Here is a 25,695-nt window from a genome sequence, read left to right as displayed (position 1 = left end):
CAGTCAAGCTGGTTGCATAACATTTTGTTAAAATATGGTGCCACATTAAATTTTTGACATCTTTCTGCACATTCTTGCTTTTCTGGTATACAAGATATGCAGTTCATGCACTTTGGCGTTATCTCCCAGTCTGACTCAAAACGGCGGCAATTCGTCCGGATTGTCGGCTTAGTCATAGTCATCTCTGATTTGCTGGAATACAATGTGTGCATTAGTCTGAATATAGAGGTAGGGAAATGTCAGTCGAATAAACCATGAAAACGTTATTGAGTGATAACTCATTGTTTCTTGGTAGACTATTCCTACTGTATTGGTAAGTTAAGTTTATGAGTAAGTTATACGAGTGGATCATTCCTGACTCAGATGTCTTGGAGGAAAAGGAAGTCCAGGTTAAGCCACCATCGATGTACAAAGTAATTTTGAGCAATGATGATTACACACCGATGGATTTTGTGATAGAAGTGTTACAGAAGTTCTTCTCCATGGATCTGGAGAAATCAACACAGTTGATGCTAACTGTGCATTACGAGGGGAAAGCGGTGTGCGGAACCTTCACTGCCGAGGTTGCCGAAACTAAGGTGGCTCAGGTGATGATGTATGCGAGGGAGCATGAACATCCGCTACTGTGTACGAAGGAAAAGGCATAGTCTTTTTCCGGCACGCCATCATTGAGTGGTATTTAGGGGAGGTGCCTTATGCTAAATAAAGAACTTGAAGCGAGCTTGAATGCTGCTTTTGCGCGAGCGAGAGAGAAACGTCATGAGTTTATGACGGTTGAACACCTGCTGTTGGCATTATTGGAAAACCCAGCAGCCCAGGAGGCGTTACTGGCCTGCCGAGCTAATCTTGATACGTTGCGCAAAGAGCTTGATTCGTTTATTGAACAAACGACGCCACTGATTCCAGTGGATGATGAAAGCAGGGAAACTCAGCCTACACTCAGCTTCCAGCGTGTATTACAGCGTGCTGTATTCCACGTTCAGTCTTCCGGCCGCAGCGAAGTGACCGGAGCAAACGTATTGGTCGCGATTTTCAGCGAGCAGGAATCACATGCGGCTTACTTGCTCAAGAAGAGTGATATTAGCCGTTTGGATGTCGTTAATTTCATTTCACACGGCACTGTCAAAGACAGCGACAACGATGATATCAACGGCCCAGATGTGGGTGGTGAAGAACCACGTTCAGAGCAGAGCTCAGAAGATAAACTCGAGAACTTTGCTACAAACCTCAACCAACTTGCCCGTGCGGGTGGGGTCGATCCGCTAATTGGTCGTGATACTGAACTTGAGCGAACGGTCCAGGTATTGTGCCGCCGCCGCAAGAACAACCCATTGTTGGTTGGTGAGGCTGGTGTGGGTAAAACGGCAATAGCCGAAGGTCTCGCATGGCGTATTGTTGAAGGCCAAGTGCCTGATGTGATCAAAGACTGTGTGATTTATTCACTGGATATCGGTTCGCTGCTGGCGGGTACCAAATACCGTGGTGATTTCGAGAAGCGCTTTAAGGCCATTTTGAAGCAGCTTGAGAAAGAAGATCAAGCCATCCTGTTCATTGATGAAATTCATACCATCATTGGCGCGGGTGCAGCCTCTGGTGGCCAAGTCGATGCTGCTAACTTGATTAAGCCGCTGCTGAGCAACGGTAAGCTGCGCTGCATGGGCTCGACCACGTATCAGGAATACAGCAACATTTTCGAGAAAGAGCGTGCGTTGTCACGCCGTTTCCAGAAGATTGATATTATCGAGCCATCGCTCGACGATACCACTAAGATCCTGATGGGCTTGAAGCCGAAGTACGAAGCGCACCATGAAGTTCGCTTCACCAACAAGGCTATCCGTGCGGCTGTGGAGTTGTCGGCTAAGTATATCAATGAGCGCCACCTGCCCGATAAAGCCATTGACGTCATTGATGAAGCGGGTGCTCGTTGCCGCTTGGCACCAGCCAGCCGCCGCAAGAAAACAGTCAATGTCAGTGATATTGAGGCGATGATTGCCAAGATGGCGCGTATCCCTGAGAAGTCAGTCTCTTCCAGTGATCGTGATGTGCTGCAGAAGCTGGATAACAAACTCAAGATGCTAGTGTTCGGTCAGGATCCGGCTATCGATGTCCTTACCGAGGCGATTAAGCTAAGCCGTGCTGGATTGGGCGCCGAGAATAAACCTGTGGGTTCATTCCTATTTGCCGGCCCGACGGGGGTAGGTAAGACAGAGGTGACGGTACAGCTTGCACGTACGCTGGGTATTGAGCTGCTTCGCTTTGATATGTCTGAGTACATGGAGCGTCATACCGTGAGCCGTTTAATTGGTGCTCCTCCAGGCTATGTGGGCTACGATCAGGGCGGTTTGCTGACTGATGCTGTTATTAAGAACCCACATTCCGTGGTACTGCTTGATGAAATTGAGAAAGCACACCCGGATGTCTTTAACCTACTACTTCAGGTAATGGACAACGGTACCCTGACGGATAACAACGGTCGCAAGGCGGATTTCCGCAATGTTATCTTGGTGATGACCACCAATGCCGGTGTAACCGAGACTGTCCGCAAGTCGATCGGTTTGATCCAACAGGATCACAGTCTTGATGCGATGGGCGAAATCAAACGCGTCTTCACGCCAGAGTTCCGTAACCGTCTCGATGGCATTATCTGGTTCAACCATCTTGAGAAAGACGTTATTTCTTTGGTGGTCGACAAGTTCATTGTCGAACTGCAGGCTCAGCTCGATGCCCGTGGTGTATCGATGGAAGTGTCGTCGACAGCCCGTGAGTGGTTGGCCAACAAAGGTTATGACAAGGCTATGGGTGCCCGCCCGATGGCCCGAGTGATTCAGGACAACCTGAAAAAACCAATGGCGAACGAATTGCTATTTGGTAGCTTGGTCAACGGTGGTTCGGTACGCGTAGATATCGTAAACGATGAGTTGGATTTCCAGTTCAGCAGTGATCTCGAACCTGCCCATTAAGCTGTAATTGTTTTAATCCAGAAATAAAATAACCGCCCTTGGGCGGTTATTTTTTTGCCTTACTTACTACTTGCAAACAAGTGCAGCAGATCGGTGGCAATGGTCGCAGCGGCCAACGCGGTCATATCGGCATGATCGTAGGCTGGCGCAACTTCGACGACATCCATACCGATCAGATTAATTCCCTGCAAACCACGAATGATTTTCAGCGCTTTATCTGATGTCAGCCCGCCACATACCGGCGTACCTGTGCCTGGGGCAAAGGCCGGATCTAGACAGTCGATATCGAAGGTCAGGTAGACCGGCATGTCACCCACGGTGTGTTTAATTTTCTCGACAATCTGCTCGACAGACCAGTCGTTGGTTGTACCGGCATCCAAAACACGGAAACCGAGCTTGTTGTCGTAATCGGTACGGATCCCAATTTGAATCGAGTGCTCAGGGTCAATTAAGCCTTCGTTCGGCGCATGGTAGAACATGGTACCGTGGTCAAATTGGCTACCCATATCATAGGTATCGGTATGGGCATCGAAATGGATAAGGGCCATCTTACCGAATTTCTTTCCGTGGGCACGTAACAGCGGCAAAGTGACAAAGTGATCACCGCCGAATGTCAGCAGGGTTTTTCCAGCTTCCAATAATGATGTCGCATGGTGCTCAAGACGTTCGCACATCTGGCCAGCATCACCGCTGTCAAAAACCAAATCACCACAATCGGCAATAGAGATCTTGTCTTTTAGCTCGAAAGACCAAGGCCAGCGTTTTCCTTCCCAAGCAAGGTGGGTTGATACTTGGCGAATGGCATTTGGACCCATGCGGCTGCCAGAGCGCCCGGTCGTCGCCATATCGAACGGGACGCCGGTGATGATGACATCGGCATCGGTTGCGTGCGGGTTGAATTGTAGCGGTTGGCGCAGAAAGCCGAAGGCATTCGCCGTTAGCGAGTAATCAGGGTGAGTAGCAAGCGTGGCCATAGTTGTTGGCTCCTAGGGTCGGTCAATGGCCACCAGTGGGCTGGTGGCCTGTTCTCATTTTTCTTTGCAGGTTTGCGAATTAGCGCTGGCTTTGGACATCTTCCAAGTAGGTGTAGCCGTTTAGCCCTTCTTCAAGCTCGGCCAAAATAGCGCGATGCTCGTTTTCAGGCAGGTGCTGTTTAACCATCAGTTCGTACTGTGCCAAGAAGGTGGCAGAGTCGAGATGGACACTGCGCAGGACATCTTTAACGCTGTCGCCGTGATCAATTCGCTCAATCTCATAACCGCCTTCTCGCTGGGCGCGGACTATCGCTGTATCGGTATCACCGAACAGGTTGTGTAGATCTCCCAGGATCTCCTGATAAGCGCCAACAAGGAAGAACCCCATACGATAGGGCGATTCATCACTCCAAGCCGGGACTGCCAGCGTCTTCTCGATCCCCTGTCCCTCAACGTATTGCTCAATAGCGCCGTCAGAGTCACAGGTGATGTCCAAAATGACCGCGCGGCGTTCAGGCTCCTTGTCGAGATTGCTCAGCGGCAGGATCGGGAAGATTTGGTCGATCCCCCATGCGTCAGGCAGTGACTGGAACAGCGAGAAGTTGACAAAAAACTTGTCAGCAAGGCGCTCATGCAGTTCATCCAGCAGCGGGCGGTGGGCCCGGTTTTTTGCCGACAGCATTTTTTCCAGCTCGTAGCACAGCCGCAGGCTAATTTGTTCAGCCCAAGCCCGCTCGGTAAAGCTCAGCATCCCGAGGGCGAACTGAGTATGGACTTCGGCCAAATCGCTTTGGTTGTCATGGTAAATCTCAATCAGAGAGCGGGCATCGGTCAGTGTCATCAGCTCCCGCCACGAGTGCCACATGTTGTGCAAGATCTGCGGTGCAGCTGTCTCTGGTGGATTGACTGGCTCTTGTTTATACCGTTCTACACCAATGACGTCAGTGATCAGTACCGCATGGTGAGCGGTCAGATTACGACCTGATTCCGAGATGATTCTCGGCATCGGAATACTGTACTCTTTGCAGATATCGCCTAGGGTGTAGACAACATTGTTGGCATACTCGCGCAGGCTGTAGTTCATCGAGCAACTGCTCTGGCTACGGGTACCTTCATAGTCAATCGCCAAGCCGCCACCGACATCGACCGTGGTGATCCCTGCACCGAGCTTTTTCAGCTCGGCATAGACGCGGCCTGCTTCACCGACACCACTGCGTACATCACGGATGTTGGCAATTTGCGAGCCGAGGTGGAAGTGCAACAACTGCAGGCAGTCGAGCATATCATTATCACGCAGCTGGTTGACTACCGATAATACCTGGGAAGCCGACAGACCAAATTTGGACTTTTCGCCACCGCTGGCCTGCCATTTGCCTTTGCCCTGAGAGGCAAGGCGAGCACGCAGGCCAAGGCGTGGTCTGACACCAAGCTCAATCGCCTCTTGCATTACGATGTTAAGCTCGGACAGCTTTTCCAGTACGATATAAACGTCATGGCCGAGTTTTTCACCGATAAGCGCCAGACGGATATACTCCCGGTCTTTGTAACCGTTGCAGACAATCACGGAGCTGGCTTGTTGGGCCATGGCCAGTACCGCCATCAGCTCCGGCTTGCTGCCGGCTTCCAAACCTAATTGACGCTGCTGCTTGGCATATTGGCTAGCGAGGATCTCACTGACCACGGCTTCTTGCTGGTTAACCTTGATCGGGTAGACCGCCAAATACTCACCCTGGTACTGGTAGTGGTCAATTGCCTGGTTGAATACCGTACACAGGGTATCGACCCGGTGATGGAGAATATCGGGAAAGCGCACCAATACCGGCAAAGACGCGCCCTTGGCAATTAGCTGATCTGCCAACTGGGACAGGGCAATCGTATTGAACGGGTTTTGGATGTCAGGCCTGACAACGACCTCACCCTGAGGGTTGATGTCAAAGTAGCCTTGTCCCCAGTAAGGGATGTTGTAAACGTCACGCGCATTTTGGATAGGCCAATCACTCATTAATTTGTCCTCGAACAGTGATTGGGTACAGACAGTGTATCGACAGCTGTGGCAAGGCCCAGCCTCAGGACTGTAAGCACCAGGTTAGTTAAAACTCATCAGGCAGATGTGCGAAGTGCAGAGAATGCTATGGGCTTCAGCATCATCATCGGTGAACAAAGTTGGTCTAGACGCAGCTAGATAGCGTCCTTTGCGTTCGCCTTTGTGACATACGCTTTTTACGACGGCCAAGGTGAGGCGAGACGTTAAGCGGTCGGTCTTTGGGGTGAATGGTGGCTGCGATGTCGCAAACGTTCACTAGGCTTAGTTGCACCAGTGCATCATGCATTGCGATAGGTTTCATTGTCATTCCTAAACGGCCGTGCTGCTGACAGATTTCACGGTATGACAGAGTAAGGTGAGGGCGGCTCCCTCGCATACACCTCGTTCGCTCATGGCCTTTGGGTGCAGGGGGATTAGACAACCGAATGCGGATCGAGGCAAATAAAATAATTTCGTGATGTTGATAAGGATTGCTCATCGAAACTGTTTGGTAAACCTAGTTTTCAGATCTGTTGCTAACAGGGAGGAAAGAGAGTCATTTGGGGAGGGCAGATAAAATAAAACCCGGCAGTAGGCCGGGTTTTATTTGTATTCTGTAATCTTATTTTAAGATTAACGTGCGCGGAAGACGATGCGGCCTTTGGTTAGGTCGTATGGAGTCAATTCCACAGTTACCTTGTCACCAGTAAGAATACGGATGTAGTTTTTACGCATTTTGCCAGAAATGTGAGCGGTAACAACGTGACCGTTCTCAAGCTCTACGCGGAACATGGTGTTAGGCAGTGTATCAAGTACAGTACCTTGCATTTCAATTACGTCTTCTTTTGCCATTGAATCCTCTTAGGCTACCAGCCATTCATCTGATCGGGCTGGATAATGCCTTGAAACTGTTTGAGTGTAAAGTTTAGGCCGCAATTTTACATCTGCGGGTGTACTTTGTCAGCTACTCTAACGCATTAATACGTATTTTATCGTATTTAGCTCAGGCAACGGTGAAAAATGCAGCTTAGCTTTCATCAAAATGTTGCCATCCTTCTGCTGTCAGCTTTTCGTATGGCTTGAAACGAATTTTATAGTTCATGGCTTTGCACTGGTCTATCTGATACCCAGGATAAAGCCAGCGGCGGCCAGAACGTTGGCAGTATTGAATTTGATAAAGGACACAAAGCGTCCCTAATGACAGTGTGCTATCAGGGGAAAAGAAGCTATACACAGCGCTCATTGCATCCTCGAATACATCGGTGATCGCAATGGCTATCAGCGTTTCGTCCTCGTAAACATGAAGGAAGAGGGTGTCCATCCATGGGGCGGTGCAAAATTCAAAAAATTGCGCTTTGTTCGGCGGGAACATACTGCCATCGGCATGACGCTGGGTAATATAGCGCTCATACAATCGATACCAGTCTGGATCCAGTTCAGTCTTGAATTCCCACCGCAGTTTAGCCATTTGGTTGAGTTGACGTTTCTGGCTTTTCGATGGGCGAAAAGCGGGGCAATCAACGCGCAGCGGTACACAGGCGCTGCACTGTTGGCACATGGGCTTATAAATGGCACTGCCGCTGCGGCGGTAGCCGGATGCAAGCAAAACGCCATAGGCAGGCGGTGATAGCCAGTGCTGATCCATCACCACACCCAGCTGCTCATCTTGCCCTGGTAGGTAGCTGCACTGTGATTCCGGCGTCAAGCCGATGCGTAGCGGGAGCTTGTTAATACTGGTCATGACGGTGAGTAAACTAACTCCTGACGGTGGTAACAGGTTTCATTTAGTATGGCATCTCTTTGCTGGTGGAGAAAATGGGTGAACAGGTTGCGCTCCATTTCGGCGGCACCTAGCGAGGCAAGATGGTCATTCATGACTTGGCAATCGATAAGTTGGCCGCCGTGGGCACTGAAGTGTTCGCAAAATAGCCATAGAGCTATCTTGGACGCATTGTCGGCCAGTGAGAACATGGATTCGCCACAGAACATACCGCCGACACTGATACCATACAGCCCACCGATGAGCTGTCCCCGCCGCCATACTTCCACGGAATGGCAATAGCCAAGTTCATGTAGGTGCTGATAGGCTTGGATCATTTCTGCGGTGATCCAGGTCTCTTCTGCTTTACGGGTGCTAGCGCAGAGCTCAATAATATCGTGGCAAGCGTGGTTCAATGTGACTTGGTAGCCAGATTTTCGGTAGAATTTCCGTAAGCTCTTACTGGGCTGGAATTGATCCGGTAGAAATACGGCCCTAGGGGCCGGACTCCACCATAGCAAGGGCTCACCATCGGAAAACCATGGGAAGATCCCTTGTCGGTACGCGCTGACAAGACGCTCAGGGCGTAGATCGCCACCAAAGGCAAGCAGGCCATTAGGTTCTGTCAGTGCCGTTTCAGGGGCGGGGAAATCAGTATTGACCGGGTCAAGTTCCGGAAGATAAATTGCCATAATTACACTAAATGTAGCTTAATTTACTTGGGTATATAAGGTTGCCGGGAAAGAGGATTATATGATGAGAAAATGGTTAGTGTTATTGTTAATTTTACCTCTGGCACTTTCTGCGGCGCCGTACAATCGAAATCAGGCGAGAACGGTTAACAAAGTGGTATTTGGCGATGTCGACAGTGTTCGCTATATCACCCATCAGGATGTGATTGAATCTCAGCATAATGGTTGGGAAACCTTGTTGGGAGGGGTTATCGGTGGTTTGATCGGCAACCAGTTCGGGGGGGGAACGGGGCGTGAGGTGGCGACAGCTGTGGGTGCTGTCGCGGGAGCCGGAATGGCTCATCAGCGCCAGACGACGCAGCAGATTGTCCAATACCGGTTAGTAGAGTTGTTGATCAAAGCAGAGGACGGGACCTTGATTGATGTTATTCAAGATGTCGATACTCGCATGTTGTTTCAGCCCAAAGATAAGGTGAGGATCTTGTACTTCAATAATGGGGTAAGGGTGGATAAAGCATACCCCTAAGTTTAACTCATGGGATGTAGCTAGAAATAAGCGTGATGGCAATACCATCACGCTTTTTGTATGCAAGGCTATAGATTACTCTACGCTTAGAATGCGCATGTTGTTGGTGCAGCCAACAGTATCCATCACATCACCTTGAGTGATGATGACCAAGTCACCCGTAGATAGGAAACCTTTTTCTTTCAGAGTTGCAACAGCATGCTTCGCGGCGTCAAGGCCGGCATCGCTATCGCGGTTAAAGTAAACCGGTGTCACTCCGCGGAATAGCGCCGCGCGGTTTAGCGTATTCTCGTTGCGAGACATCGCAAAGATAGGCTTGCCAGATGAAATACGCGACATCATCAGTGGCGTACGCCCAGACTCAGTCATCGCGATCATCGCTTTTACACCTTCCATGTGGTTTGCCGCATACATGGTAGACATTGCAATGGTTTCTTCAGGCGATTCGAACGTACGCGCTAGGCGGTGGTTAGAAACGTTGATACTCGGCTCTTTTTCAGCGCCTAGACAAACATTCGCCATCGCAGTTACCGTTTCAACGGGGAAGCTGCCTGCCGCAGTTTCGGCAGAAAGCATCACGGCATCAGTACCATCAAGAACAGCATTGGCCACGTCCATCACTTCTGCGCGCGTTGGCATCGGGCTGGTGATCATGGTTTCCATCATCTGGGTAGCCGTGATCACGGTACGGTTCAGGCTACGAGCACGGCGGATCAGTTTCTTCTGAACGCCAACTAGTTCTGGGTCACCGATTTCAACACCAAGGTCACCACGGGCTACCATTACCGCATCAGATGCCATGATAATGTCATCCATTGCTTCTGTGGTGGCAACGGCTTCAGCACGCTCGACTTTAGAGACCAGCTTAGCCTCAAGGCCTGCTTCTGTTGCCAGACGGCGAGCGTATTTCATGTCTTCGCCGTTGCGTGGGAAAGATACAGCTAGGTAATCGACACCCATTTGAGCGGCGGTAATGATATCGGCTTTGTCTTTATCTGTTAATGCTTCAGCAGAAAGGCCACCGCCTTTTTTGTTGATCCCCTTATTGTTTGACAACGGGCCAGCAACCGTGACTTCAGTGTGAACTTTGTTGCCTTCAACAGCAGTGACCTTGAGCTGAACACGGCCGTCATCAAGTAGCAGGATATCGCCGGTCTCAACGTCTTTCGGAAGCTCTTTGTAGTCAAGGCCAACTGCGAACTGATCGCCTGCGCCTTTTGCTAGATCGCTGTCCAGGGTGAACTTGTCGCCGATTGCCAGTTGAATCTTGCCATCTTTGAATGTAGACACACGGATTTTCGGGCCTTGGAGGTCACCTAGGATTGCTACATGCTTGCCTAGCTTCGCGGCGATTTCACGTACAGCTTTGGTGCGTTGGATGTGATCTTCAGGGCTGCCGTGAGAGAAATTCATTCGCACAACATTTGCACCAGCAGCAATAATCTTCTCTAGATTGTTGTCGCGATCGGTTGCAGGACCCAAAGTAGTAACGATTTTAGTACGTCGTAGCCTTTCAGACATCGGAAACTCCATCTGTATCATTGTTTGCCAATGAAACGATTACCTGTAGAAATCTGCTTCATTGAATTGTTTGAAATTTTACTACACACACAGGTAGAAATAAGCTGTTATTTATCAACAAACTGTAAGAAAAAAACATATTGTAGGACTAGTTGTGTGCTTTATTTCATCAAGATGTATGAATAGTGTTGGGTTTTAATGGGTGACCTGATTCATAGCTGCAGAGGGTTGCTTGCTTGCTTGGTTGAGGTAAGTGTAGCCGAAGGTCGTGGCCTGAGAGTGGATAATAGAAATAGCACAAAAGAAAAGGCACAGCCTGAGCTGCGCCTTGTATCGGCTAAGTGATTGTAACTGCCGTGAGAGCCAGGCATATAATCACTTGCGGTTAAATGATGCCTTCTTTGGTGAAGCGCGAGTCCTTAAGTGACTCTTTAACTCGCTTTAGGTTTTCGCGAAAACCCGCACCTCGACGTAGGGTAAAGCCGGTTGCCAGAACGTCAATAACCGTCATCTGTACAACGCGGCTCGCCATCGGCATGTAGACATCGGTATCTTCAGGCACATCCAAACAGATTGATATTGAACACTCACGGTCTAACGGTGAGTCTTTGGCGGTGATGCCGATAACAGTGGCACCGTTTTCACGCGCCATGCGAGCAACCTCGACCAGGCTCTTAGTGCGGCCAGTGTGTGAAATCATCACCACAACATCACCGTCACTGCAATTGATCACGCTCATGCGCTGCATCACAATGTCGTCAAAGCAAACAATCGGAATATTAAAACGGAAAAACTTATTTTGGGCATCGTGAGCAACAGATGCTGATGCACCCAAGCCGAAGAAGGATATTTTCTTGGCTTGGGTTAGCAAATCAACTGAGCGGTTCACCTGCATCGGGTCAAGACTGTTCTTTGCCACATCAAGGCATGCCATGGTCGACTCGAAGATTTTTGAGGTGTAAGCATCAGGACCATCGTCTTCTTCGACGTTGCGGTTCACATAAGGCGTACCGTTGGCTAGGCTTTGGGCAAGGTGCAGTTTAAAATCTGGAAAGCCCTTTGTATCTAAGCGACGACAGAAGCGGTTAACCGTTGGCTCACTCACATCCGCCATTTTAGCCAGTGTCGCAATACTTGAGTGAATAGCTGTCTGTGGTGACGCAAGAATAACTTCAGCCACTTTACGCTCAGACTTACTGAAGTTATCAAGGTTCTTTTGAATTTTCTCTAGGGTATTCATGGCGGTTACCGCTCGTTACTGAATTTCGTTAGTGGCTTACTTACCGTATAAAGTGCTTAAAGCCATTTTGATGAAACTATACTACTTTTCATGGATCTGCTCCTAGTAAATCTATGAATAACGCTTTCTCTTTTTATTATAGTTTGACAGGGATCGAATTTTTTCTTTCAAAACTGAAAATATTTTTAATGGAAATTACGGTTTTTAGGGCAGATATCGGGTTTTTCTGTAGCTAATTTTCAATGTATGGGAATTAATTTACAGGCTGAAATAAATGAAGGTGAAAAATAGAGCGGTCAAATGAAACCGACTTTCAAGGTTTTGTGATCGAGGAGAAACTATGCAACAAGGATTGATAAACAAGATCAGTATTTGTGGTTGCGGGTGGTTTGGTTTGCCGCTGGCAAAGCATTTTGTGCAGCTAGGAATAGAAACCTGGGGCAGTAAACAAGATACTGAAAAGGCGCAAGCATTAGCTGAAAGCGGTATTCATGGTGTTGCCCTTACACTTCCCCTGTCGCTGGAGGACCCTGCTGCACTTGCTCCCCAGATAAAGCAATTTTTCAACACCGATTTGTTAGTGATCAATGTACCGCCCGGTCGCGGCAAAGATGCGGCTGAAGAGCTGATAGCCAAAATAAAGCGGCTATCAGATACGGCCAAAGCGTTGGGTTGCCGCAAGGTAGTATTCATCAGCACAACCGCCGTTTACGGTACGTGCAAGGGAGTCATCAAGGAAACGACTGAACCTCGTCCTAATACGTTGTCAGGGAAAGCCCATCTCGCGATAGAGAAGTATCTGCTGGCAGAATGGGGGAGTAAGGCGTTGGTGGTACGTTTTTCAGGGCTTATTGGGCCAAATCGGCATCCGGTTCGTTTTTTATCGGGTCGCCAAGGCATAGAAAATGGTATGGATAGGGTAAACCTCATCCACTTGGATGACTGTATAACGGCTATATCCCAATTGCTAAATCATTGGCCACAGCAGCAGGTGCTGCATCTCGCCTCAGCGCAACATCCTACGCGAGAAGAGTATTATTGCAAAATGGCACAGTTAGCAGGTTTACCGCTCCCTGTGTTTACTGATTCGATCGACCAAAATACTAAAGTGATTGATGCGGCGCAGACGTGTCAGTGGCTCTCTATGAATAATGACCATGACAATTTACTTTCAGAGCCCCCTGAGCTATGACGCCTTTGTTCAAATAGAGGAAGTGTAGAGTAGAGCTGCAATATATACCGAGTCCCTGACGTTACTGTTCTGTGTGTGGGATTATTGCGAGGCATAAAAAAAAGCCCACTGAAAGTCAGTGGGCAAAAACCTATATACACAATTAGGAGTTAAGCAGCAGTGGCATCACAATTAAAGAAGGGAAGGATTAATCTATCAGAACCGCGTCTTTAATCTGAATCATGTTAAGTAAGACTGGCTGAAAATCGAATAGTTCAAAAAAATAATATTTTTTCTTCAGATCAAAAAAAAGCCCACTGAAAGTCAGTGGGCAAAACCTATATACACAATTAGGAGTTTAGCAGCAGTGGCATCTTAAATTAAAATCGCGGTATTCAGGGTTAACTCAAAAACGCGCCTTTAATATGAATGTCACTATATATGACTAGCCGAAAATCAAATGGTTCAAAAAAATTAAAAATTTTTTATGTTAGCGAGAAATTAGGTAGATAGGCTATGGGCTATGGGCTATGGGCTATGGGCTATGGGCTATGGGCTATGGGCTATGGGCTATGGGCTACGAAAGATGTGTGTGATACATCGATACCATCACTCGCCTGAAGATTTGGCTAAAAAAAAGCCCACCGAAAGTCAGTGGGCGAAAACTCTATATACACAATTAGGAGTTTAGCAGCAGTGGCATCTTTAATTAAAATCGCATCATTCCGAAGTTAGTCGTTAACTGAAAGTGCGCCTTTAATATGAATGTCACTATATATGACTGGTTGAAATCCAATTGGTTCAAAAAAAATTAAAATTTTTTGGTGATAGTGAAAAAAGGGCATGTATACCAAATGCCACGGGTATAAACATTACGGAATGTACGTGTCTCTATTGAGTTAACTGTAAGGAATTGTCTAAATATCGGGTAAAAAAAAGCCCACTGACAATCAGTGGGCGAAAGCTCTATATACAATTAGGAGTTTAGCAGCAGTGGCATTAGCAGATTAAAGAGTAAATGCAATTTGCGGCCAGCAATTTGTGATAAGTCTTTAATCTAAATGTCATTATATAGGACTGGTGATTTGCGCATTGGTTCAGAAAAAAATAGAAAAACCATGATTTTTTTATAACTGATTGATTTTAAATCAAGATTGATAAGTGGATAAAAGCAGGCGACCAAATAAAGAAAACCCATCTCCATAGGTGGGGACGGGTTTCGAAGAATGTCTTCTAAGAAAAAGCAGTGGCATTAATTATGACCCGCGAATGTGCACTTTGTTCCAAAAATTTTTCACTTTCTCAGATTTTTTTTATTTGCCTAGTTCTCAATCCATTTGCATGAGACGCCGGTAAGACATTATCCACTCTGTGACTTTGTCACTGTGCTGTCGCGCAAAACATTGATCACCTTCACGGCTTACACATTAAAAATCGAATTTATCAATGCCTTACAACATGGTGTATATTTGCGACTTGTTAAAAATGTTTCTTAGATGTAAAGTTTAAACAAGTGTTTAATACGGGTGAATGAATATGGCTGGAAAGGGAGAAACCAAGGCACGTATCTTAGATGCTGCTGAGCTACTCTTTGCCGAACACGGCTTCAAAGACACGTCACTGCGAACCATCACTAGCAAAGCAGGGGTCAATTTGGCGTCTGTCAATTATCATTACGGCGATAAGAAAACCTTGGTCAGGGCGGTGCTGGGCCGTTACCTCGATACCTTCATGCCTCGCTTGCAGTCAGAACTGGAAGTACTGCTGACCCGCGATGATTTCTCAATGGAAGATGTGTTCCGTTGTATCAAAGAACCGCTGTTAGCACTGAATGATCACCGCACCAATGGGGCTACTGTGTTTATGTCTTTGATTGGTAGGGGGTATACCGATGTTCAAGGCCATTTGCGCTGGTTCATCATGACCCGCTATGAGCAAATTCTGACTTTATTTACTACCGCAGTGTGCAGGGCCAACCCTTCTTTGGATCCCGAAACCTTATTCTGGCGTCTGCACTTTACGCTCGGGGCATCTGTTTTCACCATGGCATCGTCAACGGCGTTGTGCGAGATCGCCGAAAATGACTTTTCCCGTCAGGTTAAACCTGAAGATTTGATTGAGCGTTTGGTGCCTTACTTGGCAGCAGGCGTTGCGGCACCCATAGAACAATCGCTTTCGCTGATTGGCGAACAACAAACAGGAACACGATAGAGGTATACCCAAGCAACTTGAAGTCACTTGGGTATACACGTAAGACCAAAAAACCAATAACGATAAAAGTGACAAAAGGACCTGAAACATGAGTACGTTAACCAAGCTAAGAAAACGCTATCTCAGTGATCCCGCATTCAAGATGTTCAAAAAAGTGTTGCCACCACTTTCCGACACCGAACGAGAGGCCATGGAGGCCGGTAGCGTTTGGTGGGATGGTGAGTTGTTTGGCGGGAATCCGAATTGGAATACCTTGCTGACTTACCCGCAGCCGACATTGAGTGCAGAGGAGCAGGCGTTCATCGACAACAAGCTAGAGCCATTGTTGGACATGTTGAACGACTATCAGATTGTCCAGGAAGATAAAGATCTGCCACCTGAAGTGTGGGAGTATCTGCGCAAAGAAAAATTCTTCTCGCTGATTATCGGTAAGGAATACGGTGGCTTGGACTTTTCAGCCCATGCCAACTCGACCATTGTGACCCGCATTGCAACTAAGAGTTTGAGTGCGGCTGTATCGGTGATGGTACCTAACTCTTTGGGGCCAGGAGAGCTGCTGACCCACTATGGCACCCAAGAGCAGAAAGATTACTGGCTGCCACGCCTGGCACACGGCGAAGATGTTCCGTGTTTTGCGCTTACCGGACCGGAAGCGGGCTCAGATGCGGGGGGGATTCCCGATCAGGGTGTGGTGTGTTACGACGAGTACCAAGGCGAGCAAGTATTGGGTATCCGTGTCAGTTGGAATAAGCGCTACATTACCCTTGCACCTGTTGCCACCGTGCTTGGCTTAGCCTTTAAGCTGCAAGATCCTGACGGGCTCATTGGCGAGAAGAAAGAGCTAGGTATTACCTGTGCCCTGATCCCGTCTGATCATCCCGGTGTCGAAATCGGTGAGCGCCATGATCCACTTAACCTTGCCTTTATGAATGGTCCAACCCGAGGCAGTGATGTTTTTATCCCGATGGATTGGGTTATTGGCGGTCAGGATTATGTCGGCCGAGGCTGGCGTATGCTGGTGGAATGCTTGTCGGCTGGCCGAGGGATTTCATTGCCTGCGCTTGGTACCGCGGTTGGACACCTGACGGCGAGAACGACAGGTGCGTACGCTTATGTCCGTAAGCAGTTTGGTATGTCGATTGGTAACTTTGAAGGTGTCGCGCAGGCGATGGGACGTATTGGTGGCTTTACTTATATGCTAGAGGCGTCCAGAACTCTGACAACGACGTCACTTGATATGGATGAAACGCCGGGAATCGTCACTGCGATTGCTAAGTACCATATGACGGAGATGGCCCGTACCATCCTTAATGATTCGATGGATGTGCATGCTGGCCGCGCGATTCAACTTGGGCCAATGAACTATATTGGCCACCACTACTTTGGTATGCCGGTTGCTATCACAGTAGAAGGGGCCAATATTCTGACCCGTAACCTGATGATCTTTGGTCAGGGGGCGACTCGCTGTCACCCATATGTACTTAGCGAGATGGAAGCGGCAGCCAATCCCGATAGCAGGGAAGGAGCCAAGGATTTCGATAAACTGTTGGCTAGCCACATTGGTTTTGCTGTTGGTAATGTGAGTAAATCACTGCTTAATGCCTTTAGTGGTTCACGTTTCAACAATTCGCCGGTCAGTGGTGAAACCGCTAATTACTATAAGCAGCTATCTCGAATGAGCCGGGCATTGGCAGTCGCTGCTGACTTTGCCATGTTGAGCTTGGGCGGTGAGCTGAAGCGACGCGAAATGGTCTCGGCACGTTTGGGTGATGTATTGAGCCACTTGTATCTGGCTTCTGCAGTGCTTAAGCGCTATGAAGATGAAGGTCGTCAGCAGCAAGATCTGCCGTTTGTCCACTACGGTCTGCAACATAGCCTACACCAGTGTGGGGTGGCTTTTGATGAGGTGTTGGCGAACTTCCCGCGTAAGGGAGTCGGCCGCTTACTGCGTACTTTGCTGTTCCCGCTTGGCATTCATTATGCCGCACCGAAGGATGAGCTGGCCGTGAAGATTGCCGAGTTGCTGATGCGCCCCGGTAAGCAGCGTGATCGTTTGACTCACCTTTGCTATGTCGGTAAACATGAAGATGATCCGGTCGGGCTGATGGAGCGGGCATTTGTTGCCATGTATGGGGTGAAGGATCTTGAGCGTAAAATTGCCAAGGCCGTTAAAGCCGGTGAGATCCCGCGCAAGGTTTCATTAACAGAGAAGTTACAAATTGCCCTTGATGCGGGGATCGTCACAGAAGCTGAAGTGGAAAAAATGCAAAATGCTGAGCAGCTCAGACAGAAAGCGATTCAAGTGGATCACTTCTCTGCTGCCCACTTTAAAAAAGGCGGCTTACAACCGGGGAAAGCAGCCTAAGGCTCAGGCCTTGTGAACAATAAACCTGGTGTCTCCCATGTGCCACGCAATCGCGTGGCACTTTTTTTGGTATTTTTTGTGACTTTCCGCGCGTAACACCTCCAACCACTGTCGAATTTAGCGTTTTCGCTCATAAATTTAATGCGATTTTGTCATTTACCTTTTATCCTACTGTCAATTGTGTAAGGGAAGTTGAAAATGATCATCAAACCTAGAATTCGTGGATTTATTTGTACAACGACTCACCCTGTGGGTTGTGAGGAAAACGTCAAAGAGCAGATTGCATACACTAAGGCGCAGGGCCCAATTGCCGATGCCCCTAAGCGTGTGCTGGTTGTTGGTTCATCAAGCGGCTATGGTTTGTCTTCGCGTATTGCTGCTGCATTCGGTGGCGGTGCTGCAACAATTGGTGTGTTCTTCGAAAAACCGGGAACTGAAAAGAAACCGGGTACAGCAGGCTGGTACAACTCTGCCGCATTCGATAAGTTTGCTAAAGAAGAAGGTCTGTACTCCAAGAGCTTGAATGGTGATGCTTTCTCTCACGAAGCAAAACAGAAAGTGATTGATCTGATCAAAGAAGATCTGGGTCAGATTGATATGGTGGTTTACTCACTGGCTTCTCCCGTGCGTAAAATGCCCGACTCTGGCGAAGTGGTTCGTTCATCACTTAAGCCAATGGGTGAAACCTACACGGCGACAGCCGTTGATACCAATAAAGACGTCTTGATTGAAGCCAGTATTGAGCCGGCGACAGAGCAGGAAGTTGAAGATACTGTGACTGTCATGGGCGGTCAGGATTGGGAGCTATGGATCAATGCGCTGTCTGATGCTGGCGTATTGGCTGATGGCTGCAAAACAGTTGCCTATAGCTATATCGGTACGGAGATCACTTGGCCAATCTACTGGCATGGTGCTCTGGGCAAGGCGAAAATGGACCTTGACCGTGCGGCTTCTGAACTTAACGATAAGCTATCTGCAACGGGTGGTACAGCCAACGTTGCCGTGCTGAAGAGTGTCGTGACTCAGGCAAGCTCTGCTATTCCTGTTATGCCTCTGTATATCGCTATGGTCTTCAAGAAGATGCGTGAAGAAGGTGTTCACGAAGGTTGTATGGAGCAGATCCACCGTATGTTCACCCAGCGCCTATTCAAGGCTGATGGCAGCGCTGCCGACGTTGACGGTGAAAACCGTCTACGCCTGGATGATTGGGAACTACGTGAAGATATTCAGAAGCATTGTCGTGATCTATGGCCAACCGTCACCAACGAGAACCTATTTGATGTTGCTGACTACCAGCAATACAAAGATGAGTTCCTGAAGCTGTTTGGCTTTGGTGTCGAAGCAGTTGATTACAGTGCTGACGTAAGCCCTATTGCAGAGTTTGATGTTAAAGACATCTAATTTCATGCAAAGTGTTTAAATAAAAAAACCGCCGGAAGGCGGTTTTTTTGTTTATACCAAAGCACCTTGGTGCTTAGTTTTTGGGCAGCTCAATCACAAAGGCTGCGCCTTCAATCGATGCAGATTCAACATGAATCGTGCCCTTGTAACTCATGACTATCTCGTGGCAAACCGACAGGCCGATACCTTGACCGGGGTTGAGCTGATCTGCTCGAACGCCGCGTTGGAAAATGGCTTCTCGCACATCTTCCGGCACGCCCGGGCCATCATCCTCAATAACGATGATAAACCGATCTGGCTTTTCCTTCACTGTTACCCGAACCTCGGCAATACAGAAGCGGTAGGCATTTTCAAGCAGGTTACCGAGCAATTCCATCAAGTCGCTTCGGTTGACCGGCAGCGTCAATTTGTCGTTGAAGAAGCAGCGCAATGCGACGTTCTTCTCGTTATATACCTTGCTGAGCAAGCGGCTGAAACTGTCAGTGAGCGGTTTTAATTCGGTCTTGTCTTTCTGCAGCCCCTGTTGGCCCATCATGGCGCGCTTCAGTTGATACTGTACCAGCTCATCCATTTGGCTGATCTGCTCCATTACCCGCTGGTTGAGCTCAAAGCGCGGTATGTCTTTGTCATCTAGTAGGGCGTTGGTTGCAGCCAGTCGGGTTTTCAGGCTATGTGCCAAGTCATCCATCGCATGGCGGTAACGGCCTTTTTGGGCATTGCTGATCTCAATCAAGCGATTGAGCGCCAAGGTGACGTCTTGTAATTCCATAGGAAAATCATCATCAAGCTTGTCCCGTTTGGAGTCGGTCATTTGATCAAGCTGTAAAGCCATCTTTCGCAGCGGCTGGAAGCTCCAATGGAAAGCGGCAATCAAGAATGCGATCGCGATAAGAACAAAAAGCCCCAAATAGAACGTTGTACGCTTGTGTAGCTGGTTGAGTGATGAGACATAGGAATCACCGGAGCGCAGAACCACAAGTTGGTAAACCGTACCACCCTCTCTCTCTTGGCTCATGTTATAGGCAATATAGCTTTCGCCTTCCGGGGTCTCGACCAAGGTTGGAACCGGGATGCTGTCGGGTAACTCGCCACAGATATTACCGATGTTGGCTTCTTTGGCCTCATCGGAAAGCCAAATGGTGTGATCGGATTTGTCACACACTACCGACATATAATCAGTATCGGATGGGTCAACGGAGTCAATCCATTTGTCGACATCTTTGATCAGGCCCGCTCGGTTTAACTGAGCGACAACCATTGGCATCTGGGCGACAAGCTCAGATGAGTAGGCGGCCATATAACTTTGGCTATAAAGCTGGTTAATCACCCCAGCAAGTGCTGAGGTGATCAAAACAATAATCGCCACCGAGGTGACGAGGACCCTACGGCGGAGCCTTGGTTGGATAATCCTCTTCATTATTGCGCTTGAAGCTCGAAAATATAGCCTTGGCCACGGATGGTTGAAATCGGGTTATCCTGCCCATTATTGGTGAACTTCTTACGCAAGCGGCTGATCATGACTTCGATAGTGTTTGGATCACCTTCCTGATCTTCGTAAAGTACATCCAGCAGGCGTTGTTTGGAGACGACCTGGCGGCTATGGCGCATCAGGTATTCCAGCAAGTCATATTCAAATGCGGTTAGCTCAAGCAGATTCTCCTGGATAAAGACTTGCTTGGCCAGCAGGTCGACACGGATATCACCGGCAGTCATCTCTGGCTTGACAAAGCCTGCACTGCGGCGGACCAGAGCACTGAGTCGCGCGACCATTTCTTCTTTCTGGAACGGTTTAACCAGGTAGTCATCGGCACCGGCCTCAAGCCCAGTGACTTTGTCTTGCCAGTTTGAGCGGGCAGTCAGAATCAGGATTGGCAGGCGTAAACCTTTCTCGCGCATATCTTTGATCAGGCTGATACCATCACGATCGGGTAGGCCGATATCAACGATAGCCACATCGTTTGGGTAATCTTGGGCAAAGAAGAGACCTTCTTCTGCCGTAGCGGCACACTGGACCTGATGGCCCATTTCACTCAGTTGGGATTTTAAGTGGTGGCTCAGAATCGGGTCGTCTTCAACAATAAGGATACGCATAGTTTTGATTACCAATAGTTTTTCATTCTATTCAACCAATATACTGAATAGAGTAAGAGGTGGCGAATATTTCCTAGCAATTTGTGGTGCTAATCAGGGATATACGGAGAATTTAGCTCTTTATAGCTTAGATGATAGGGACTGAATCTGTGCTGACTCGCCACTTGTCTGTTAAGCAAAAAAATGCCCCCAGCAAGAGTGTGCTGGGGGCATGTTATTTTGTCTTGTGCCTATGAGGCTGTAAAACCACAGGTTAGTTGGTCAATGGCCGTCAACTGAGGATCACAAACAGTGTCCCGGCAATGGTCAGCAGGACGTTGGCGATGGCATAGGTGCCGGCATAGCCAAGCGCTGGAATGGTACTGCGGGCATGTTCATTAATCATATCCATTGCCGGTGCACAGGTGCGGGCACCGATAATCGCCCCAAACAGTAAGGCGCGGTTCATCTTGAGCACATAGGCCCCAAACAGGTAAGCCAGTACAACCGGGATCACGCTCACCATCAGGCTTGCCGAGAACACCGCCAAGCCGACTTGCGATAACGAGTCGAATAAGTTGGAGCCGGCACTCAAGCCAATGCCGACCATAAAGACCATCAGGCCGAGATCTTTGGTCATGTTCAGTGCGCCCTGAGGTACATAGCCGAAAGTCGGGTGGTTGGCCCGCAGAAAGCCAAGGGTGATCCCTGCCACAAGCAAACCGGCTGCGCTACCTAGACCAAAGGCAATCTGCCCGAAAGTCATGGTGATGGTACCGACCAGCAAGCCAATGATAAAGAAACAGCAGAAAGCCAACAGGTCAGCAATCTGGCTATGTACCGAGATAAAACCAATTCGCTCGGCGAGCCCGAGTACACGGCTCTTCTCGCCACTAACTTGAAGAATATCTCCCTTGCTCAGCAGGATATTATGATCCATTGGCATTTCTATCTGGGCACGGACTACGCGGTTGAGGAAGCAGCCGTATTCCGATAGGTTTAGCTCTGACAGACGCTTACCCGCAATACTGTCGTTTTTAACCACGATTTCTTCTTCGACAATACGCAAGTCGAGCAGATCACGGTCGAAAACCTCTTTGCCGTTACGAAAGCTCGGATCCAAGCGGGCATGGCTATCTGGATAGCCCACCAGCGCGATCTCATCGCCTTCCTGTAAGATAGCATCACCATCGGGATTCGCTAAAATGCCATTTCGGCGAATCCGTTCGATGTAGCAACCGGTTTGGCGGTAGATACCCAGTTCGCGCAGGTTACGGCCATCAATCCAGTTGATCAGCTCGGGGCCAACCCGATAGGCTCGGATAATTGGCAGGTAGACCTTGCGCTGGGCACTTTCACCGATCCCGCGTTCACGGGCGATCTGTTGAGATGATTCGGCCAAGTTTTGCTTTTGCAGTTTTGGCATCAATTTGGCCAGCATAATGACACTGACCAAACCAACTAAATAAGACATGGCATAGCCAACACTGATACTGTCGATGATCTGCTGAATACTGTCAGGATCTGAGATATTGGATAACCCACTGGCCAGAGCATCTTTTGCCCCGACCAATATCGGTGTTGCTGTCAGTGAGCCCGCCATTAAACCAGTACTCAAGCCTAAGCCGAGACCTAGATAGTTGCTCATGGTCACCGTAATGACAATCGCTGAAAGAATCACCACCAGCGCGAGCATTAAATAATGTTTACCATCACGGAAGAAAATGCCGAAGAAGTTAGGACCGGCTTCAATACCAACGCAGAAAATAAACAGCATAAAGCCGATATTCAACGCCTCGGAGTCAAAGGTAAAACCGGCATTACCAAAAAGAAGGGCAGTGATGAGAACTCCGATAGAGTTACCTAATTGCATATTCGCTATGCGTATTTTTCCGGCCGACAGGCCAACAGCAAGTACAACAAAGAGCAACAGAATATCATTCTGATGGAGAAGGGCGGCGACATCGATGTTCACTACAGTTTTTTCCGCAACGAGGGACCAGCAATAAAAGTGACGAAATTCTAGCTGATTTTAGGTTGGTGGCATACCGAAAATGATCGTTATTAACAGAAATTTTTCGAATTAATTTGCTGGCAAATAAAGCTTAAGATAATAAAAAAGGCTGATATTTCAGCCTTTTTAAAAAAATGTTACCAAACTTGTTGCTTAGTGCTTACTGAAACAAGTCTAGGTTTTCTTTCGCATATGCTTCGAATTCTGTGCAGCCACCGATGTGCTCTTGGTCGATGAAGATTTGAGGTACTGTTTCTACAGGCTTGCCAACCGTTTTTTCCAAGTCAGCTTTACTGATGCCTTCAGCGTGGATATCAACGTAACGGTAGTTAAAACCTTCGCGTTCTTCTTTTAGCTTGTCAGCCAGATCTTTTGCACGAACACAGAATGGGCAACCAGGACGGCCAAAAATAACAACGAACATAACGTCTCTCCTTAAATTTGATGCAGTTACTATAACGTGACTGGCTGGGATGAGAAAGAGGGATTTATCTCTTGCTGTTATAGACAAAACCGATTGAAGATAAATCCACCGGTGTACCGGGCATACAAGCTTAAATGGAGGCGTTATGTTGCTTGGGATGAAGTGTGACAGCCAGCAGGTTATGGTCACGATACTGGTATTCAATGGTGAAAAGTTGCTCAGAATCAAAAACAGGAATAGGCAGAGGGTCACACTCGATCATAATTAAACAAAAATACGTAATGGAGTGTTTATGTTCCAGTTTATGACGGCCACCCGGATTATATTCGGAGAAGGCGCACTGAATAACTCGCTGTCGACGTTAAACCAGTTTGGCTACAGTGTGCTGCTTGTGACGGGGCGGGACAGTGTCCGAGCGGAACCATTGATCAGTTATTTCAAGCAGCAGGGGATGCGTTATCAGCAAGTGGCAGTGCATGGCGAGCCCTTGATTGCGATGGTGGAAGAGATGGCGGCGATGGGGCGGAAATTCCGGCCCGATATGGTGCTGGCGATTGGTGGGGGAAGCGTACTTGATGCTGGGAAGGCCTTGGCCGCGTTAATTCCCAACCAAGGCAGTGTCTATGACTACGTAGAGGTTGTTGGGCGTAACGTGCCGTTGCAGGCCAAGCCTATTCCGTTTATTGCCGTTCCTACCACCGCAGGTACGGGGTCGGAAGTCAGCAAGAGTGCGGTGCTCCGCTCGGCCCAGGAAAATGTCAAAGTCGGCCTGCGTAGCCCTGAGATGTTGCCGGACCTGGCAATTGTTGATCCTACTTTGACCTACGGCATGGGGCCGGTCATGTCAGGCTGCTGCGGGATGGATGCCTTTACCCACTTGATGGAGTCCTATGTCTGCGGCGAACCCAACCCATTAACCGATATGGTGTGTGAGGAAGGTCTGAGACGGCTGTCAGGTGCTATTTTGGCTGCCTGTGAAGATGACGATCCCCGTGCCCGATCGGATATGGCCTTTGCCGCTATGCTGGGCGGTATGGCGCTGGCGAATGCCAAATTGGGAGCCGCTCACGGACTCGCCTCTTCACTGGGGGGCCGGTTGCACGCACCCCATGGTTTGATCACCGCTCAATTGGCCCCATATGTTATGCAGGAAAATGTCTTGGCCGCGCGCGAGGCGGGCAGAGCCGATGTTCTCAACCGTTACCGCCAACTGGCTTGTATTCTGACGGGCCGGATGAATGCAGAAATCATTGACGGTATTGACTGGACTAAGCGGACACTCAAGCGCTTGAATTTACCGTCTGTGACTGAGTATGGCTTCTGTAATGTGATGTTTGATGAGGTGGCTGAAGATGCATTACTCTCCAACTCCATTAAGGGGAATCCGTTGCCACTGAACAAAGAGCGATTGCTAAGTATTCTCAATCAAATATGCCCATGTAAAGCACAGAACGCAATGACCACTGATGACCTGTATAGTCAGGAGAATTAAATGGCAATGCGGTATTCCTAATACCGATTTACAGGCGGATAAGGTATAGCGGTGGGTCAAAGCGGGCACCTATGATAAAGTGGTGTAGTCACCGTGAGGCTCACTGTTATAGGGATATGTATGAACCAGACGATTGAAACCATTCTGCAGCACCGCTCTATCCGAAAATTCACGTCTGAACCGATAAATGAACGTCAGTGTCATACCATTTTGGATTGTGCTATTGCAGCGTCATCATCTAGCTTCATTCAGTGTGTCAGTATTATTCGGGTAACAGACCATGAAAAGCGGTTGCTGTTGGCACAATATGCTGGCGGTCAGGAATATGTCGCCAGTGCAGCCGAATTTTTTGTCTTTTGTGCTGATTACAATCGTCATCAACAGATTTACCCTGAAGCAAAACTGGGTTTCAGTGAACAAACCTTAATTGGTGCCGTCGATGCGGCGTTAATGGCCCAGAATAGCCTCTTGGCGGCGGAGTCTCTGGGGTTGGGGGGGGTATATATTGGTGGTTTGAGAAATAATCCCGATAACGTTTCTTCGCTATTATCCCTACCTAAACATGTACTGCCGTTATTTGGCCTCTGCCTTGGCCATCCGGCCCAATCACCGGAGATCAAACCCCGTCTTCCCCGGTCGCTTGTCGTGCACGAAAACAGTTATGCCCCGTTAAACCGGGAGATACTGGCCTGCTACGACCAGCATGTTAGGAAATATTACCAACACCGTTCTGGCGGCAGTAAAGATATGTCTTGGAGTGAGCAAATTTCTGGGACCCTGAATAAAGAAGCCCGTCCATTTATGAAACAGTTTATTGAAGGCCAAGGATTTAGCCTAAAATAATATTGCCTG

Annotated in this window: 21 protein-coding genes; 9 read left to right on the top strand and 12 right to left on the bottom strand. The window is 48.5% G+C overall.

Going from position 1 to position 25,695, the window contains the following annotated elements; all coding sequences use genetic code 11:
- Positions 1-326 precede the first annotated feature (326 nt).
- Positions 327-647: an ATP-dependent Clp protease adapter ClpS gene (clpS, locus tag C9I99_RS08855; protein ID WP_107348477.1), complete on the top strand. Its 321-nt coding sequence runs from the start codon at positions 327-329 to the stop codon at positions 645-647.
- 48 nt (positions 648-695) lie between these two features.
- A complete protein-coding gene (gene clpA / locus C9I99_RS08850; protein ID WP_107348476.1) occupies positions 696-2,960 on the top strand; it encodes an ATP-dependent Clp protease ATP-binding subunit ClpA in 2,265 nt (754 codons plus the stop codon).
- 59 nt (positions 2,961-3,019) lie between these two features.
- On the opposite strand, the gene speB is transcribed toward clpA, so the two are convergent.
- The 6 genes from speB to aat all read right to left on the bottom strand — a co-directional run bounded on the left by speB (position 3,020) and on the right by aat (position 8,408).
- Entirely contained in the window at positions 3,020-3,934 is a 915-nt protein-coding gene (gene speB / locus C9I99_RS08845; protein WP_107348475.1) for an agmatinase, read from the bottom strand.
- A gap of 79 nt (positions 3,935-4,013) precedes the next feature.
- Positions 4,014-5,936: a biosynthetic arginine decarboxylase gene (gene speA / locus C9I99_RS08840; protein WP_107348474.1), complete on the bottom strand. Its 1,923-nt coding sequence runs from the start codon at positions 5,934-5,936 to the stop codon at positions 4,014-4,016.
- 166 nt (positions 5,937-6,102) lie between these two features.
- Positions 6,103-6,279: a hypothetical protein gene (locus tag C9I99_RS27180; protein WP_166645387.1), complete on the bottom strand. Its 177-nt coding sequence runs from the start codon at positions 6,277-6,279 to the stop codon at positions 6,103-6,105.
- Between the two features lie 311 nt (positions 6,280-6,590).
- Positions 6,591-6,809: a translation initiation factor IF-1 gene (gene infA / locus C9I99_RS08835; RefSeq protein WP_005298441.1), complete on the bottom strand. Its 219-nt coding sequence runs from the start codon at positions 6,807-6,809 to the stop codon at positions 6,591-6,593.
- 175 nt (positions 6,810-6,984) lie between these two features.
- A complete protein-coding gene (locus C9I99_RS08830; RefSeq protein WP_107348547.1) occupies positions 6,985-7,689 on the bottom strand; it encodes an arginyltransferase in 705 nt (234 codons plus the stop codon).
- Between the two features lie 5 nt (positions 7,690-7,694).
- Complete coding sequence (gene aat, locus C9I99_RS08825; protein WP_107348473.1) at positions 7,695-8,408, bottom strand: leucyl/phenylalanyl-tRNA--protein transferase; 714 nt, start codon at positions 8,406-8,408, stop codon at positions 7,695-7,697.
- Between the two features lie 64 nt (positions 8,409-8,472).
- Between aat and C9I99_RS08820 the strand changes: the two genes are divergently transcribed.
- Entirely contained in the window at positions 8,473-8,934 is a 462-nt protein-coding gene (locus C9I99_RS08820; RefSeq protein WP_107348546.1) for a glycine zipper 2TM domain-containing protein, read from the top strand.
- A gap of 75 nt (positions 8,935-9,009) precedes the next feature.
- Here C9I99_RS08820 and pyk read toward each other — a convergent pair whose 3' ends face one another.
- Both pyk and C9I99_RS08810 read right to left on the bottom strand, forming a co-directional pair.
- A complete protein-coding gene (pyk, locus tag C9I99_RS08815) occupies positions 9,010-10,455 on the bottom strand; it encodes a pyruvate kinase (protein WP_107348472.1) in 1,446 nt (481 codons plus the stop codon).
- Positions 10,456-10,840: 385 nt separating this feature from the next.
- Entirely contained in the window at positions 10,841-11,695 is an 855-nt protein-coding gene (locus C9I99_RS08810) for a MurR/RpiR family transcriptional regulator (protein ID WP_107297457.1), read from the bottom strand.
- A 340-nt stretch (positions 11,696-12,035) separates the two neighbouring features.
- On the opposite strand from C9I99_RS08810, the gene C9I99_RS08805 reads away from it, so the two are divergent.
- From C9I99_RS08805 to fabV, 4 genes are all read left to right on the top strand, one after another.
- Positions 12,036-12,887, top strand: coding sequence for an NAD-dependent epimerase/dehydratase family protein (locus C9I99_RS08805; RefSeq protein ID WP_107348471.1), 852 nt, complete (start codon positions 12,036-12,038; stop codon positions 12,885-12,887).
- 1,515 nt (positions 12,888-14,402) lie between these two features.
- On the top strand, positions 14,403-15,077 hold the full coding sequence (gene psrA, locus C9I99_RS08800; RefSeq protein WP_107348470.1) for a TetR family transcriptional repressor PsrA: 675 nt from the start codon (positions 14,403-14,405) through the stop codon (positions 15,075-15,077).
- 88 nt (positions 15,078-15,165) lie between these two features.
- Complete coding sequence (locus C9I99_RS08795) at positions 15,166-17,442, top strand: acyl-CoA dehydrogenase (RefSeq protein WP_107348469.1); 2,277 nt, start codon at positions 15,166-15,168, stop codon at positions 17,440-17,442.
- Between the two features lie 198 nt (positions 17,443-17,640).
- Positions 17,641-18,843 (top strand): enoyl-ACP reductase FabV, encoded by a 1,203-nt coding sequence (gene fabV, locus C9I99_RS08790; RefSeq protein ID WP_107348468.1) that lies wholly within the window; start codon positions 17,641-17,643, stop codon positions 18,841-18,843.
- Between the two features lie 73 nt (positions 18,844-18,916).
- Here fabV and C9I99_RS08785 read toward each other — a convergent pair whose 3' ends face one another.
- From C9I99_RS08785 to C9I99_RS08770, 4 genes are all read right to left on the bottom strand, one after another.
- Positions 18,917-20,260: an ATP-binding protein gene (locus C9I99_RS08785; protein WP_107348467.1), complete on the bottom strand. Its 1,344-nt coding sequence runs from the start codon at positions 20,258-20,260 to the stop codon at positions 18,917-18,919.
- Positions 20,260-20,934, bottom strand: a complete 675-nt coding sequence (locus C9I99_RS08780) for a response regulator (protein ID WP_107348466.1) — start codon at positions 20,932-20,934, stop codon at positions 20,260-20,262. The genes C9I99_RS08785 and C9I99_RS08780 overlap by 1 nt, the downstream gene beginning before the upstream one ends.
- 271 nt (positions 20,935-21,205) lie before the next feature.
- A complete protein-coding gene (locus C9I99_RS08775; RefSeq protein WP_107348465.1) occupies positions 21,206-22,888 on the bottom strand; it encodes an aspartate:alanine antiporter in 1,683 nt (560 codons plus the stop codon).
- 199 nt (positions 22,889-23,087) lie between these two features.
- Positions 23,088-23,351: a GrxA family glutaredoxin gene (locus C9I99_RS08770; protein WP_107348464.1), complete on the bottom strand. Its 264-nt coding sequence runs from the start codon at positions 23,349-23,351 to the stop codon at positions 23,088-23,090.
- Between the two features lie 292 nt (positions 23,352-23,643).
- Here C9I99_RS08770 and C9I99_RS08765 point away from each other — a divergent pair, with 292 nt between their 5' ends.
- Both C9I99_RS08765 and nfsA read left to right on the top strand, forming a co-directional pair.
- Positions 23,644-24,843: an iron-containing alcohol dehydrogenase gene (locus C9I99_RS08765; RefSeq protein ID WP_107348463.1), complete on the top strand. Its 1,200-nt coding sequence runs from the start codon at positions 23,644-23,646 to the stop codon at positions 24,841-24,843.
- A 120-nt stretch (positions 24,844-24,963) separates the two neighbouring features.
- Complete coding sequence (gene nfsA, locus C9I99_RS08760; RefSeq protein WP_107348462.1) at positions 24,964-25,686, top strand: oxygen-insensitive NADPH nitroreductase; 723 nt, start codon at positions 24,964-24,966, stop codon at positions 25,684-25,686.
- Positions 25,687-25,695: the final 9 nt, after the last annotated feature.

The organism is Photobacterium lutimaris (assembly GCF_003025555.1).
GTDB classification, from domain to species: domain Bacteria; phylum Pseudomonadota; class Gammaproteobacteria; order Enterobacterales; family Vibrionaceae; genus Photobacterium; species Photobacterium lutimaris.
This window is presented reverse-complemented; position numbering and strand designations above follow the sequence as displayed.

Excerpts from the sequence above, each read along its gene's own strand:
- fabV (WP_107348468.1), top strand. The coding sequence starts at position 17,641 with ATGATCATCAAACCTAGAATTCGTGGATTTATTTGTACAACGACTCAC.
- C9I99_RS08810 (WP_107297457.1), bottom strand. The coding sequence starts at position 11,695 with ATGAATACCCTAGAGAAAATTCAAAAGAACCTTGATAACTTCAGTAAG.
- C9I99_RS08820 (WP_107348546.1), top strand. The coding sequence starts at position 8,473 with ATGAGAAAATGGTTAGTGTTATTGTTAATTTTACCTCTGGCACTTTCT.
- C9I99_RS08765 (WP_107348463.1), top strand. The coding sequence starts at position 23,644 with ATGTTCCAGTTTATGACGGCCACCCGGATTATATTCGGAGAAGGCGCA.
- speB (WP_107348475.1), bottom strand. The coding sequence starts at position 3,934 with ATGGCCACGCTTGCTACTCACCCTGATTACTCGCTAACGGCGAATGCC.
- C9I99_RS08780 (WP_107348466.1), bottom strand. The coding sequence starts at position 20,934 with ATGCGTATCCTTATTGTTGAAGACGACCCGATTCTGAGCCACCACTTA.
- C9I99_RS08770 (WP_107348464.1), bottom strand. The coding sequence starts at position 23,351 with ATGTTCGTTGTTATTTTTGGCCGTCCTGGTTGCCCATTCTGTGTTCGT.
- nfsA (WP_107348462.1), top strand. The coding sequence starts at position 24,964 with ATGAACCAGACGATTGAAACCATTCTGCAGCACCGCTCTATCCGAAAA.
- psrA (WP_107348470.1), top strand. The coding sequence starts at position 14,403 with ATGGCTGGAAAGGGAGAAACCAAGGCACGTATCTTAGATGCTGCTGAG.
- pyk (WP_107348472.1), bottom strand. The coding sequence starts at position 10,455 with ATGTCTGAAAGGCTACGACGTACTAAAATCGTTACTACTTTGGGTCCT.
- aat (WP_107348473.1), bottom strand. The coding sequence starts at position 8,408 with ATGGCAATTTATCTTCCGGAACTTGACCCGGTCAATACTGATTTCCCC.
- infA (WP_005298441.1), bottom strand. The coding sequence starts at position 6,809 with ATGGCAAAAGAAGACGTAATTGAAATGCAAGGTACTGTACTTGATACA.
- C9I99_RS08795 (WP_107348469.1), top strand. The coding sequence starts at position 15,166 with ATGAGTACGTTAACCAAGCTAAGAAAACGCTATCTCAGTGATCCCGCA.
- C9I99_RS08805 (WP_107348471.1), top strand. The coding sequence starts at position 12,036 with ATGCAACAAGGATTGATAAACAAGATCAGTATTTGTGGTTGCGGGTGG.
- C9I99_RS27180 (WP_166645387.1), bottom strand. The coding sequence starts at position 6,279 with ATGAAACCTATCGCAATGCATGATGCACTGGTGCAACTAAGCCTAGTG.
- C9I99_RS08785 (WP_107348467.1), bottom strand. The coding sequence starts at position 20,260 with ATGAAGAGGATTATCCAACCAAGGCTCCGCCGTAGGGTCCTCGTCACC.
- clpA (WP_107348476.1), top strand. The coding sequence starts at position 696 with ATGCTAAATAAAGAACTTGAAGCGAGCTTGAATGCTGCTTTTGCGCGA.
- speA (WP_107348474.1), bottom strand. The coding sequence starts at position 5,936 with ATGAGTGATTGGCCTATCCAAAATGCGCGTGACGTTTACAACATCCCT.
- clpS (WP_107348477.1), top strand. The coding sequence starts at position 327 with ATGAGTAAGTTATACGAGTGGATCATTCCTGACTCAGATGTCTTGGAG.